The organism is Flavobacterium sp. CG_23.5, from assembly GCF_017875765.1.
Taxonomy (GTDB): Bacteria; Bacteroidota; Bacteroidia; order Flavobacteriales; family Flavobacteriaceae; genus Flavobacterium.
In genome coordinates this window covers 501,358-515,389 of the sequence record NZ_JAGGNA010000001.1, presented here as the reverse complement: position 1 = coordinate 515,389, position 14,032 = coordinate 501,358, and the positions used below count along the sequence as shown (strand labels likewise).

The following is a 14,032-nucleotide window of genomic DNA, read 5'->3' as shown; positions in this document are numbered from 1 at the left end:
GAAGGGGGAAAATAAAATACAATAGATAAAAATTCCAAATTCCAAAAAGTTGTTTTTTAAAACCGCAATTTTGGGATTTGGGATTTGTTTTTTGGAATTTAAATTAATAAAATATGGACTTGCAAGACCAATTAAAAAACCTTTTTCCAGATCACGAACCATCGCCTGAGGAGACAATTGAAGAAGTGGCACACGAATTATACGTTCAAAAAGAACCGATGATTTGCAAATTCGAAAAACGAAAAGGAAAAGCGACCACTATAATTGAAGGGTATGAAGGTACTGACGAGGATTTTAAAATTTTAGCCAAAGAAATAAAAACAAAATTGAGCGTTGGCGGAACTTTCAAAGACGATTCCATTATCATTCAAGGCGATTATCGCGACAAAATCATGACTATTTTAAAAGCTAAAGGTTTTAAAGTAAAACGTGTTGGTGGCTAGAAAAAGTATTCAGTGCTCAGTAATTAGTATTCAGTTGAGCAACTTGAAACCTTAAACATTAAACAAAAAAACAATGATACAATCATCAGAATTAATACTCAATCCAGACGGAAGCGTTTATCATTTGAATTTAAAACCAGAACACATTGCTCACGACATCATTTTTGTGGGGGATCAAAATCGGGTAGAAAAAATAACTCAATTCTTTGACAGCATTGAATTTTCGACACAAAAAAGAGAATTCAAAACCCAAACCGGAATGTTCAAAGGCAAACGAATTACCGTTATGTCAACAGGAATTGGTCCTGATAATATTGACATCGTTATCAACGAATTAGATGCGTTGGTCAATATCGATTTAAAAACCAGAGAGCCAAAAGATAAATTAACTTCATTAAATATTATCCGTGTCGGAACATCGGGTTCTTTACAAGCCGATATTCCTGTGGATAGTTTTGTAATGTCAAAATTTGGTTTGGGATTAGACAACATGCTTCGCTCCTATTTGATTGATGAAGTATCTAATATCGACATGGAAGATGCTTTTGTAAAACATACCAATTGGGATTTGCGAAAAGGAAAACCATACGTGATTGCTTGTTCCGAAAAATTGGAAAAATTGATAGAAAGCGATAAAATGCACAAAGGAATCACGGCAACAGCCGGCGGTTTTTATGGACCTCAAGGGCGTGTGTTGCGTTTGAATATCCAAGATGAAAATCTAAATTCAAAAATGGATAATTTCACATTTGAAGAGAATCGCATCACTAATCTCGAAATGGAAACTGCAGCTATCTATGGTCTTTCGGCTCTTTTGGGGCACAACGCACTTTCTTTGAATGCCATTATTGCCAATCGCGCTTCGGGAACTTTTAGCGAAGATCCATACAAAGCAGTTGATGAATTGATTGCATATACGTTGAAGAAATTGGCTAATCAATAATAGAACATTCATTTTTATTTGGAGCTATTTCCTGCTCTACACTGTATCCCTGCCAAAAAGCGGGGGATGCCGTTTCGATCAGGGCTAATTCTTCACCATCAACTTTTTTTGTAAATATCATGAATCTTATTTTAGAAACCGAACGCCTTATTCTCAGAGAAATGCTGCCTTCAGATGCTGAAGCTTTATTTGAAATGGACAGTAATCCCAATGTACACAAATATCTTTGGAACAAACCATTGACTTCGATCGATGGAGTATACCAATATATAGAAATGGTTAGGAAACAATATTTGGAAAACAATATTGGAAGATTTGTTGTTATTTTGAAAGAAACCAATGAATTAATTGGTTGGTCCGGATTAAAATACAATACCGAAAGGGTAAATAATAAGATTGATTTTTATGATATTGGTTATCGTCTAAGCGAAAATTTTTGGGGAAAGGGATACGCCAGTGAAGCTAGTTTTGCTTGGTTGGACTATGGTTTCAAAATCTTGAAAATAGAAACGATGATGGCGGCAGCACATACTGAAAATATTGCTTCTAATAGAATTTTGCAAAAAATAGGCATGCAAATGACCGAACAATATCTCGAAGATGGCGTTTCTTGGAATTGGTACGAAATGAAAATATAATGACAAGTTGCGACTTTTTACAAAATGAAAACAAAATGAAAACAATAAAAATAGCCGGAGTTCCAGAACATTTCAATTTACCTTGGCATTTATCCATAGAAAACGGAGATTTCGAAAAAGAAAACATCGATCTACAGTGGACTGATGTTCCCGAAGGAACAGGAAAAATGTGTCAAATGCTTCGTGATGGAGAAACTGATATAGCCGTAATCCTAACTGAAGGAATTGTCAAAGATATCGTTGGTGGAAATCCTAGTAAAATTGTTCAAATTTATGTCGAAAGTCCCTTAATTTGGGGAATTCATGTTTCAGCCAATTCTAATTTCAAAACATTATCCGATTTAGAAAATAAGAAAGTAGCTATTTCCAGATTGGGTTCAGGTTCCCAATTAATGGCGTATGTAAATGCCAATAATGAAGGTTGGAAAACCGATGATCTACAATTTGAAATTGTGAATACTATTGACGGCGCTGTCGAAGCATTGACTAAAGGGAATGCTGATTATTTTATGTGGGAACGTTTTATGACTAAACCTTTAGTTGATAAAGGCATTTTTAGAAGATTAGGAGATTGTCCTACGCCATGGCCTTGCTTTGTAATTGCAGTACGAAACGAAATATTGGAAAATGAACCAGAAATAATTGGTAAAATTTTAGAAATCATCAATATAAAAACCAAAAAATTCAAGAAAATTCCAAACATCGATAAAATTCTGTCGGAGAACTTTCATCAAAAAATTGAAGATATTCAACAATGGCTGACTTTAACGGACTGGTCTCAAAATAAACTATCTGAAAAAATGTTAAACAATGTTCAAAATCAACTTTTTCAACTAAAAATCATAGATAAAAAAGGTACTTTTGATGCAATTGTAAAAGCAGACTAGATTCCTGCTTTTATTGTTACTTATGATAAAAATAAAAAATATTACTTTTCAAGGTATTAAACAAACATTTCAGGTCAAGAAACCCTGGGACGACGTTATTATTTTTGTTTTAAATATTTTAATTGCTATTCCAGTATTTTTAATTGTCCATCAAAATTTTTTCAATCCAAACTGGTTTTTTAATCTTGACAGAATCCTACTGTTTATCGTAATTGTTGTAATTATTCAGTTAATTTTACGATTCTTGAGAACTATAATTCTTATTTGTATTGCTCTTTATTTATTAGTTTTAATTTACGGTCAAGTTTTAGGTAATTATGGTTTTAACAGCGTTTTTGAAGATTACAATTCAATGATGTATTCTATGTCGGAAACCCCTTTTCCCCAAGATATAATTATTGCCAAATTACTGCCTTTTCCTAATAAATCAAAAATTGTTAATGCGATCGAATATCAAAATCCTAAAATAAGGAATTTTGCAGTTATGGCAACTTCTAAGTATTTCAAAAATGTAAAAGGCTATTCGGATTATCGAACACTGATTCAATGTTTTGCCGTTTTTAAAGAAATAAATCGTCGTTGGAACTATGTAAGCGACCCTAAAGATGGCGATTATATTGCGTCGGCTAGTGAATCATTACTCTATTTTTCTGGGGATTGTGATGACCATTCTATTTTGATGGCGGCAAGTGTTAAAGCAATTGGAGGAACACCCAGATTGATTCATACCAAAGGACACATTTATCCAGAAATATTAATTGGTTCCCCAAACGATTTAGAACAAGTAAATTTTCTTATTAAAAATGTTTTATTTGAAAAGGAAAGTTTTGAAAAACAGCTTTATTATCATATTGATGAGCACGGACAAATTTGGCTTAACCTTGATTATACCGCTAATTATCCTGGAGGTCCTTTCCTATCTGAGGAAATTCTTGGTGCTTTAACATTGGAATAAAAAAAAATTGCCAGAATTAACTATTTTTTAAATTTCCAATGATTTCATAGGAATGAAGTCTCGCTGTATGTTCGTAAACAGCCGTTGCAATCATAAGTTCATCTACTTGAGTTTTATCTAGAAAATAGTCCAATTCTTTTTTTACTTTTTCCGGTCCACCAATAAAGGAATAGGCAATCATTTGTTGCAATGCAGCCTCTTCCATGGGATCCATAAAATTATCTGGGCTTACAGGCGGCTTTAATTGTTGTCGGTTTCCCGTAATAATTCCAAGAAATAATCTCTTAAAGGAAGTTGCTAATCGGGCTGCTTCATCATCGGAATCCGCTGCAATAACATTAACACAAGCTATGACATAAGATTCTTTGAGGTCCTCTGAAGGTTGAAAATTATTACGGTAGATTGCTATTGCGGTAAGTAGTTGCGCAGGAGCAAAATGACTCGCAAAAGCATAAGGTAATCCTAAAGAAGCAGCTAAATAAGCACTATCGGTGCTGGAACCTAAAATCCATATTGGAATATCTAATCCTTCTCCCGGTATAGCACGAACACGTCCGTTTTTATTCCCTTCTGACAAATACATTTGTAATTCCTGAACATTAGCAGGAAATTCCATGGCTGCATGGTCATCGCGGCGCAAGGCTGCTGCAGTAAACTGATCTGTTCCTGGGGCGCGACCTAAACCCAAATCAATTCGATGAGGGAAAAGTGTGGCTAGTGTCCCAAATTGTTCGGCAATCATTAAGGGTGCATGATTGGGCAGCATTACTCCCCCCGACCCTACTCTTAAAGTTGAAGTGCCTGATGCAATGTGTCCAATTAAAATAGAAGGTGAGCTACTGGCTATTCCTTGCATATTGTGATGCTCCGCTAACCAAAACCGATTATAACCCCATTTTTCAACATGCTGGGCAAGATCTAAACTATTTTTAAACGTGTCTGATGCGGTCCCGCCTTCTCTAACTATTGCAAGATCAAGAACTGATATTTTTGTTTGGGATATATTTTTTTTGGTCATGAATTACTTTTCTTATTGATTTAGCAAAAGTAAGGATTGTATTATCGGTTTTAGCACAAAGAGATATTAAGACAAAGTTAAAAAGGAACCTTCTACTGAACAAGAAATAAATTCTTGAACTTTAACTTTTTGAAGGGACTTATTTTCTATTTGGTTTTCTTTTTCAATAGTTAAATTTCGTTATCTTAACCAAGTTTAAAAAACTTATTTCAATTTTGTTATGGAAAATTCAAAACTCAAAGCCTTTATACCCCTTTTCTATCTTGTATGGTCCGATGATCTTTTAAGCCAAAAAGAATTCTTGACTTTACAAGAGTTTATACTTTCCCAGAGCTGGCTTTCCGAAAAGGAACAGAATTTACTTCTTGCAAAAGTTGTTACTTCATCGCCGCCATCTAGAGAAGTGGTGGCTAATTGGAAATCTGAAATCGAGACTATTCTTCAGGAAAATCAGTCGGTAAGGTCCATTTTTGGCATTTCAATTTTACTTTCTGAAAATGATAAAATCATCAACAATCTCAGACCTGCTTTTGTAAAACTCGAAAATGATTTAGGGATTTCAGGCGAGGAAGCTATGGGGGAATTCAAAACACTTGGAAAGACCTTTACTGCAGATTATCAAACTAACACTCGGTTTGAAATAGAAAAACTGACTCAAATTCTGGACGGAAAACAAGCCGAAATTATAAAAAAAGTAAAATCTGTCATTAGTCGACCTGAATTTGCCTATGAAACTTCGACAGACACTGTTGTATATCGTGAAAAAGTCTATGAGTGGTGTAAAATCCTCGCAGAAGAAAATTTGGGAAATATGGCCTATCCAAAACAATATGGCGGTGGAGGAAACATAGCAGATTATTTTGCAATAATGGAAACATTGAGTTACCACGATTTAAGCTTAGTGATCAAATTTGGTGTACAATTTGGACTTTGGGGAATGAGCGTTCAATCCCTTGGCACAGAAAAACATTATAATAAGTACTTAAAAGATATTGGCTCGCTTAAACTCCCAGGCTGTTTTGCAATGACCGAAACTAATCACGGTTCGAATGTGAAAGGAATGGAAACAACGGCAACCTATAATCATATAAACAAAACTTTTACGATTCATACACCGCATGAAAAGGCACAAAAAGAATATATTGGTAACGCTGCTGCACACGGACAAATGGCTACAGTTTTTGCTAAATTAATTATTGGCGAAACAGATTATGGGGTTAATGCATTTATCGTTCCGCTTCGTGATACCAACAGTACAATTCTTAAAGGAATTACTATTGGTGATTGCGGACTTAAAATGGGACTGAATGGCGTTGACAATGGAACTATTCGTTTTGACAATGTAGATATTCCAAAAGAAAACATGCTAGACCGCTTTGCCTCGATAAATGAAAAAGGGGAATTTGAAAGTCCAATCCCAAGTGATAATAGACGCTTTTTTACGATGCTAGGAACTTTGGTTGGAGGCAGAATTGGGATTCCAAGATCAGCATTGTCCGCAGCCAAATCTGGCTTAACAATTGCAATTAAATATAGCGACAAGCGCAGACAATTTGGACCTGAAGGTGGCTCAGAAGTTCCCATATTAAATTACCGCATCCATCAACGTAGACTCCTTCCGTTGCTCGCAAAAACATATGCAATCCATTTTGCTTTACAATACGTTACGAAGCGTTTCATTGATAAGAGTGAATCTGAAATGCAGGAAATTGAATCCCTCGCTGCCGGCATGAAAGCCTACTCTACTTGGAATACCACTGCTGTTTTGCAAGAATGTCGTGAGGCTTGTGGCGGCAAAGGTTATTTATCCGAAAATCGTATTGATGCATTAAAAAATGATACCGAAATCTATACCACCTTTGAAGGTGACAATACTGTCTTGATGCAATTAGTTGCCAAAAACCGTTTATCAGAATTCCGAAAATCTTTTGGCAAAATGGATGCTATGGGAATGATCAATTATGTTTATGAAAATGCCAAAACCGCAATTTCTGAAAAGAATCCAATTGCAACGAGGAAAACGGATGATTCGCATTTAATTGATGAAGAATTCCATTTGGAGGCTTTTCAATACAGAGAAAAAACGACTTTGGCGTCTGCAGCAAAGCGAATAAAAAAACTAATTGACAGCGGACTAGATCCTTATGATGCATTTAATATTGTACAGCATCAAATGATTGATGTTGCTCAGGCTTATCTAGAGCGAATTGTATTGCAGCAATTTCAAGATGCCATAAAAACTATTGAAGATAAAAATAGCAAGGAAGTTATGTTGAAATTATATCAACTCTATGCCCTTTCGCAAATTGAAAAAAACAAAGGATGGTATCTCGAGGATGGTTATATGGAAGCGGTAAAAACAAAAGCCATTCGCAAAATGGTCAATCAGCTTTGCTGGGAAATTAGGCCGGATGCTGTTTCTTTGGTACAAGCATTTAACATTCCTGACAGTTGTCTTGCTGCGCCAATTGCATTCTAAGAGCCAAGAAATTAAATTAATCCATCATATTTTTTCATGCTATAAAATCTAAGTGATATAGTAATATTTGGATTTTTTAATCGGTTCAATATATTGATTATCGATCTCCGAAAGAGTACTTTCAATCATTGCAGACATCGCATCTAAGGCTAAATCATTGGGTTGAATACCAAATGGATCTTCTAACTCATCAGCAATTGCTTCAAGAGCCACAAAAGTATAGGCAATAAAAACAACTACAAAAGGCAAAGTCCACAACATACTTTCCCCAAAACCAAAAGGAAGTAAAAAGCAATAAATATATACCGTACGATGTAATAAAATACTGTAAGTATATGGTATGGGAGTGCTGGCAATCCGTTCGCAACCTCCTATAATATCTGATAATTTATTTAAATTTTCGTCAAAAGCAACCTGTGTAATACTGTCTAATTTCCCATCACTTTTTGCTTTACTCACCCATATTGCCAACTCTTTTAAAATAATAATAGGTTTAAAAATAGCTGATTGTAGTTTTTGATTATAAGAATTTGCTAATAATCGTTCCATATCAGCATCAGGATTCGTTTCTCTTAATTGGTGCTTTAAAGCATGAACCAAAGCCGTGAGCATCATTATGAAATGAGTTTGCTGTTTTTGATAATCCGCCCCGTCTACTAGTGTGTGCGACTGACGAGCAAGTGATCGGGTATCATTTAACAGAGCTCCCCAAAGCTTTCTACCTTCCCAAAATCGATCGTAACTGACAGTATTTCTAAATCCCAGAAAAATAGCTAAGGCAATTCCAAAAAGAGTGAAAATTGCCGGGTTGATATAAAGGTGGTATTGGAGTAAATAATCTCTAAAAAAGACAATAGCAGTTGTATATAGGAAAAGTATAAATAAGCGCGGTAATAATTGAGGAAGGACTGAACCGTTCCATTCAAACAGCATTCTAAACCAGTTTGTTTTTTTCTTTATAATCATATCACAAACTTAGTATTTTGTCCCCACTTCCTTGCTAAGTTTAACTTTGATTTATTTAATCTAAAAAGAACTTCTCAATTTCTTGCGAAGCTTTGTGGTACTTAATAAACTATTTAACAAGGCACTTTTTGATGAATTTGAAGAAACTTTCTATAGAGGATTACTAATTTTAAAGAATGATAATAGCGCTGCATATTATAGACATTTCTAATATTCCTACGATAAAATTACCACCACATCGCTGATTACTTCAACAAATTAGTTAACAGTTTTGTTCTCCGGTATTTCCTTAAATTATGATTTTATTGCAAAAGTAAAAATGAAATGCGATTATGCTGCAAAATATTCGGGCAGGTTGATTTTCGGGTTTTCTTCGGAAATTCTAAAGTAGTTTTGCACTCGTAGTCTTTTGTCTTAAATTTGCGCAATTGCCACAAGCGAAAAAACGCTGAAAAATATAAATTTCTACCGTTAAATTATTTAAAAGTAGTGAAAATCATATTCACTATTTTCTATTTATTTCAGCATTAATTGTCTAGGTAAATTTTTTTACTTTATCGGGAATTCAAGAGTTAGTTAAATAAAGGGAAGTGAAAAAAGTGGGAAATAAAGAAACAAGTTGGACTATTTGTCAAGAATGTCAGGGACGCGGCAAAAAAAGTCGAGGGCTTAGCGATAAAGCGCGACGCAACTACCAGATAGCATTCGATCAATTTGAAAAAAAGAAAGGCGAAGGAACGGCTCCAGTTCCTCCTAAGGGCCACCTATATACATGTTTAAACTGCAGCGGATCCGGGCTGCTTCATACTGAAAGTCCCCCTATAGCGGATAAAGAAAATTATCCACACCTTGCTATTATTGGTGGTGGTATCGGCGGAGTGGCTCTGGCTGTAGCTTGTTTGCATCGAGGAATTCCTTTTACACTTTATGAGCGCGATAACAACTTCGATGCTCGATCTCAGGGCTACGGACTCACTTTACAGCAAGCTAGTAAAGCGATCGAGGGATTGGGTATTTTCTCGTTAGAAGATGGAGTAATTTCAACAAGACATGTGGTTCAAACTACGGAAGGAAAAGTGATTGGTGAATGGGGAATCAGAAAGCGGATACAGTCTGATGCGCAACCGTTTCAGAAACGTACCAATGTGCATATCGCACGCCAGTCTTTGCGCTTAGCGCTACTTGAACAACTCGGAGGAGATGATATGGTACAGTGGGGACACCAATTAATAGATTTTAAAGAATTTGAGGGTGAAGGCGTTGAATTAAGATTTCAAGTGAACGGCGAGATGAAAAGCCTCAAAGCGGACCTTGTAGTGGGCGCTGATGGTATTCGTAGTGCCGTGCGAAAGATACTGATTGGTGACGAAGTTACCCCTTTGCGTTACCTCGATTGTATTGTGATATTAGGTATTTGTCCTTTGGCGGCTCTCAAAGGTTTTGAAAGTTCATTGTTAGACTCGGCCACGGTATTTCAAACTGCCAATGGTAATGAGCGAATTTACATCATGCCTTACGATTCAGAGTCGGTGATGTGGCAACTTAGCTTCCCAATGCCTGAAGATGAGGCTAAGGCGTTAAGTGCTCAAGGACCTCAAGCACTCAAGGAGGAAGCGTGTCGCAGAACACAGTGGCACGATCCTATTCCACAGATTGTAGTCGCAACCCTCGAAGCTCAAATTTCGGGATATCCCGTGTATGACCGAGAATTACTCCAGTCAGAATTATTGGACAAAGGCGGACAAGTAACTCTGATTGGAGATGCGGCTCACCCAATGAGTCCATTCAAAGGACAAGGGGCGAATCAGGCGCTGCTGGATGCGCTTACTCTGGCTCGGGCAATCTCAAAGGGATGTAGACCTTTATCGCAATGGAGAAAAGTTGGCATCCGAGAAAGTGTATTAAAGGTCTTTGAATCGGAAATGTTAGAACGAAGTGCTACCAAAGTGAAAGATTCAGCCGCTGCCGCACAGTTTCTGCATTCTGAAATTGTGCTTCATGAAGGTGATGAGCCTAGAGGCCGTTCTCTAAAGAAAAAAGACGCGTAACAAGTTTTAAATAGTACCCTTTACAGCCGTTAGAAATACCTTAACTTGCTAGAAGCAATAATTCCGGCTAATTTAGTTTCCAATTTAGAGGAGTAAGGAATATTGAGTTTTTCCTTTTTAGACTAACTAATATTTATGCCTAATTTTTACTAATCCACAGGTTTTAGACTTGATCCTTAAATACTTCATATAAATAAAGTTCTGAAGAAACCAAAAGGCATAAAAAAACTCCATTATGTCTAATGGAGTTTATCTTGTGGGCGATGAGGGGTTCGAACCCCCGACCCCCTCGGTGTAAACGAGGTGCTCTGAACCAGCTGAGCTAATCGCCCTTCTACAATTTAGTAACTTTCGTTTCCGTTATTGCGTGTGCAAATATACACTTAGAATCCGTATCTACAAGCACTTTTTTAAAATAAATTATTAAAATTTCCTTTAAATCTGCTTTAGCGCTCTTTAACAGCATTTTAAATAAAGGATGAAACTAGATGATTTTTTTGTATTGACTTCTTATAGTCTTACATTTGCTCTATAAATAATAAACAATGGCAAGATTCAAAGAAAATGATTTACCAAAATCAAAAATTACGGCTACTTCACTCAATAAAGCAATAATTATATTTAAATATGCTGGAAATCATAAATGGAAATTTTATGTTGGTTTAATTTTTCTACTCTTTACTGGCGCAACAGCTTTAGCTTTCCCCAAATTAATGGGAATGCTTATTGACTGTGTAAAAAACAAGGAAAATTCTCAGGCAAATACAATCGCTTTAGGTTTGATTGCTATACTTTTTTTACAATCTATTTTTTCCTTTTTCAGATTGTATTTATTCGTCAATTTTACGGAACATACATTGGCAAATCTTAGGTTATCGTTGTACAGTAATTTAGTGAAGTTGCCAATGTCGTTCTTTTCGCAAAAAAGGGTTGGGGAATTAAACAGCCGAATCAGTTCAGATATAACGCAAATTCAAGACACCTTAACCTCTACAATTGCGGAGTTTTTGAGACAATTCATTTTAATTATTGGTGGTGTTTTATTATTGGCAAATGAAAGTATCAAATTAACGTTGTTGATGCTATCCGTTGTTCCGCTGGTTGCTGTTGCAGCAGTTATTTTTGGGCGATTTATTAGAAAATATTCAAAAAATGTTCAAGATAAAGTTGCCGAAAGTCAGGTGATTGTTGAAGAAACGATGCAAGGAATTACTATTGTTAAGGCTTTCGCCAATGAATGGTACGAAATTGCGCGCTACAATGGAAAAATTAAAGAGGTGGTTAAAATAGCCATCAAAGGTGGAAAATACAGAGGATACTTCGCTTCATTCATTATTTTTTGCCTTTTTGGAGCTATTGTTGCCGTAGTTTGGTTTGGAGTTCGTTTAAGTATTAGTGGAGAGATGAGTGTGGGACAATTAATCTCATTTGTATTGTATTCTACTTTTGTAGGAGCTTCTTTTGGCGGAATTGCTGAACTTTATGCCCAAATTCAAAAAGCAATTGGTGCAACCGAACGTGTTTTTGAATTATTAGATGAAACTCCTGAAAAAATTAATTCAACTCAAAATGCTACAACCCAAAAGATAAAAGGGAACGTAACTTTCAATAATGTAGCTTTCAGTTATCATTCTAGGAAAGAAATTAAAGTTTTAAAAGATGTTAGTTTTACCGCTAATTATGGTCAAAAAATAGCTATCGTTGGTCCAAGTGGAACAGGGAAATCAACTATTGCTTCGCTGTTATTACGTTTTTACAATATTGATAGCGGAGAAATATTGGTTGACGGAAAAAATATTTACGATTATGACCTGGAAAATCTGAGAGGAAATATGAGTATTGTTCCACAAGATGTAATATTATTTGGAGGAACCATTAAAGAAAATATTGCTTACGGAAAACCAAACGCTACCGAAGAAGAAATTATTGTAGCTGCACAACAAGCAAACGCTTTGAACTTTATTGAAAGTTTTCCAGAAAAATTTGAGACTATTGTAGGTGAAAGAGGAATTAAATTGTCTGGAGGACAAAGACAACGCATTGCAATAGCTCGTGCCCTTCTTAAAAATCCAAGTATCTTGATTCTTGATGAAGCCACATCATCATTAGACAGTGAAAGCGAAAAACTTGTTCAAGAAGCGTTGGAAATTTTGATGGAAGGAAGAACCAGTATCATTATTGCACACCGTTTATCCACCATTCGAAGTGCGGATCAAATTTTAGTGCTCGATAATGGAAAAATCACAGAGCAGGGAACACATCAGGAATTAATTGCTTTAGAAAATGGAATGTATAAAAACTTAAGCAATCTGCAGTTTAGCAATTCTTAATCCTCTCCCCAACCCTCTCCAAAGGAGAGGGAGCTATAAAGATATTTATACAAAAAGCTCCAATTTTGACAATTGGAGCTTTTTTTATGACTGAAATTGGAGAACTATTTCCCTTTTCTTCTTTTTCTTTCTGCTTTAATCATCGATAGTTCACGGCTTGTTTGTCCCGCTACTGAAGTATTTTCTTCGGCACGACGAATCAAGTATGGCATCACATCTTTCACAGGACCAAAAGGCAAATATTTAGCCACATTATAACCATTAGCTGCCAAATTATAACTGATATTATCACTCATCCCATACAATTGACCAAACCAAATTCTATCATCATTGGTTTTAACGCCTTTTTCCTGCATCAATTCCATCAATTTGTACGTACTTAATTCATTATGCGTTCCCGCAAAAACGGACATGGTGTCAATATGGTCAACCATATAGCGCACGGTTTCGTCATAATTTTCATCTGTAGCTTCTTTTGTAGCACATATTGGAGATGGATATCCTTTCTCTCCCGCACGTGCAATTTCTTTTTCCATGTAAGCACCACGAACCAATTTCATCCCAATAAAGAAACCTTCTTTTTTGGCTTGTTCGTGTAGTTTTTTCAAGTAATCCAAACGATCCCAGCGATACATTTGTAACGTATTGAAAACAATTGGCTTTTCTTTATTGTATTTACGCATCATATCAGTAACTAAATCATCAGCTGCATCTTGCATCCAACTTTCTTCACCATCTATAAGTAATGCCACATTTTTTTTATGAGCTTCACTACAAACTAAATCAAAACGTGCCACTACTCTATTCCATTCTGCTTGCTCGTCAACCGTTAACATATGTTTATCCCCTAATTTTTCATACAAAGCAAAACGTCCAAAACCGGTTGGTTTAAAAACAGCAAAAGGAATTGCTTGACGTTCTCTGGCAAATTCAATCGTTTTTAATGTCATTTCAAGAGCAGCATCAAACTGTTCCTCTTCTTCTTTTCCTTCCACAGAATAATCCAGAACAGAGGAAACGCCTTTGGTATACATTTTATCAACCACAGAAAGACAATCATTTTCATTTACTCCTCCGCAAAAATGATCAAAAACGGTAGCGCGAATCAATCCTTCAACCGGAAGATTAGCTTTTAAAGCAAAATTAGTAACCGCAGTTCCTATTCGAACAAGAGGTTGATTGTCAATCATTTTAAAAAGAAAATAAGCTCTATCGAGTTCTGTATCACTTTTTAACGCAAATGCAACTTGAGTATTATCAAATATTTTTTCCATTCCTGTGGTTTTTTGTGCAAATATAGACAGATTTTGAAAAATATTTAAAAA

Annotated in this window: 12 protein-coding genes and 1 tRNA gene; 8 read left to right on the top strand and 5 right to left on the bottom strand. The window is 35.7% G+C overall.

The window, feature by feature from the left end:
- Positions 1–113 precede the first annotated feature (113 nt).
- Both H4V97_RS02130 and H4V97_RS02125 read left to right on the top strand, forming a co-directional pair.
- Positions 114–443, top strand: a complete 330-nt coding sequence (locus tag H4V97_RS02130; RefSeq protein ID WP_196850754.1) for a translation initiation factor — start codon at positions 114–116, stop codon at positions 441–443.
- A gap of 73 nt (positions 444–516) precedes the next feature.
- Complete coding sequence (locus H4V97_RS02125) at positions 517–1,386, top strand: nucleoside phosphorylase (RefSeq protein ID WP_196850753.1); 870 nt, start codon at positions 517–519, stop codon at positions 1,384–1,386.
- Here the strand turns inward: H4V97_RS02125 and H4V97_RS15925 are convergent.
- Positions 1,376–1,507: a hypothetical protein gene (locus H4V97_RS15925; RefSeq protein ID WP_255549321.1), complete on the bottom strand. Its 132-nt coding sequence runs from the start codon at positions 1,505–1,507 to the stop codon at positions 1,376–1,378. The genes H4V97_RS02125 and H4V97_RS15925 overlap by 11 nt on opposite strands.
- Between H4V97_RS15925 and H4V97_RS02120 the strand changes: the two genes are divergently transcribed.
- Genes H4V97_RS02120 through H4V97_RS02110 form a run of 3 tightly spaced genes read left to right on the top strand, consistent with a single transcriptional unit; the run spans position 1,506 to position 3,866 of the window.
- Complete coding sequence (locus tag H4V97_RS02120; RefSeq protein WP_196850752.1) at positions 1,506–2,024, top strand: GNAT family N-acetyltransferase; 519 nt, start codon at positions 1,506–1,508, stop codon at positions 2,022–2,024. The genes H4V97_RS15925 and H4V97_RS02120 overlap by 2 nt on opposite strands.
- 35 nt (positions 2,025–2,059) lie before the next feature.
- Positions 2,060–2,911, top strand: a complete 852-nt coding sequence (locus H4V97_RS02115) for a substrate-binding domain-containing protein (RefSeq protein WP_209548772.1) — start codon at positions 2,060–2,062, stop codon at positions 2,909–2,911.
- A gap of 22 nt (positions 2,912–2,933) precedes the next feature.
- Positions 2,934–3,866, top strand: a complete 933-nt coding sequence (locus tag H4V97_RS02110) for a transglutaminase (RefSeq protein ID WP_196850750.1) — start codon at positions 2,934–2,936, stop codon at positions 3,864–3,866.
- Between the two features lie 16 nt (positions 3,867–3,882).
- Here the strand turns inward: H4V97_RS02110 and H4V97_RS02105 are convergent, their stop codons facing one another.
- Positions 3,883–4,884 (bottom strand): LLM class flavin-dependent oxidoreductase, encoded by a 1,002-nt coding sequence (locus tag H4V97_RS02105; RefSeq protein ID WP_196850749.1) that lies wholly within the window; start codon positions 4,882–4,884, stop codon positions 3,883–3,885.
- Between the two features lie 220 nt (positions 4,885–5,104).
- Here H4V97_RS02105 and H4V97_RS02100 point away from each other — a divergent pair, with 220 nt between their 5' ends.
- On the top strand, positions 5,105–7,363 hold the full coding sequence (locus H4V97_RS02100; RefSeq protein WP_196850748.1) for an acyl-CoA dehydrogenase: 2,259 nt from the start codon (positions 5,105–5,107) through the stop codon (positions 7,361–7,363).
- Between the two features lie 48 nt (positions 7,364–7,411).
- Here the strand turns inward: H4V97_RS02100 and H4V97_RS02095 are convergent, their stop codons facing one another.
- Complete coding sequence (locus H4V97_RS02095; protein WP_196850747.1) at positions 7,412–8,329, bottom strand: bestrophin family protein; 918 nt, start codon at positions 8,327–8,329, stop codon at positions 7,412–7,414.
- A gap of 590 nt (positions 8,330–8,919) precedes the next feature.
- Between H4V97_RS02095 and H4V97_RS02090 the strand changes: the two genes are divergently transcribed.
- On the top strand, positions 8,920–10,377 hold the full coding sequence (locus H4V97_RS02090; protein WP_196850746.1) for an FAD-dependent oxidoreductase: 1,458 nt from the start codon (positions 8,920–8,922) through the stop codon (positions 10,375–10,377).
- A gap of 257 nt (positions 10,378–10,634) precedes the next feature.
- Here H4V97_RS02090 and H4V97_RS02085 read toward each other — a convergent pair.
- A tRNA-Val gene (locus tag H4V97_RS02085) sits at positions 10,635–10,709 on the bottom strand.
- A gap of 213 nt (positions 10,710–10,922) precedes the next feature.
- On the opposite strand from H4V97_RS02085, the gene H4V97_RS02080 reads away from it, so the two are divergent.
- Entirely contained in the window at positions 10,923–12,707 is a 1,785-nt protein-coding gene (locus H4V97_RS02080) for an ABC transporter ATP-binding protein (protein WP_196850745.1), read from the top strand.
- A gap of 104 nt (positions 12,708–12,811) precedes the next feature.
- Here H4V97_RS02080 and H4V97_RS02075 read toward each other — a convergent pair whose 3' ends face one another.
- Entirely contained in the window at positions 12,812–13,981 is a 1,170-nt protein-coding gene (locus H4V97_RS02075) for a proline dehydrogenase family protein (protein ID WP_196850744.1), read from the bottom strand.
- Between the last annotated feature and the right edge of the window lie 51 nt (positions 13,982–14,032).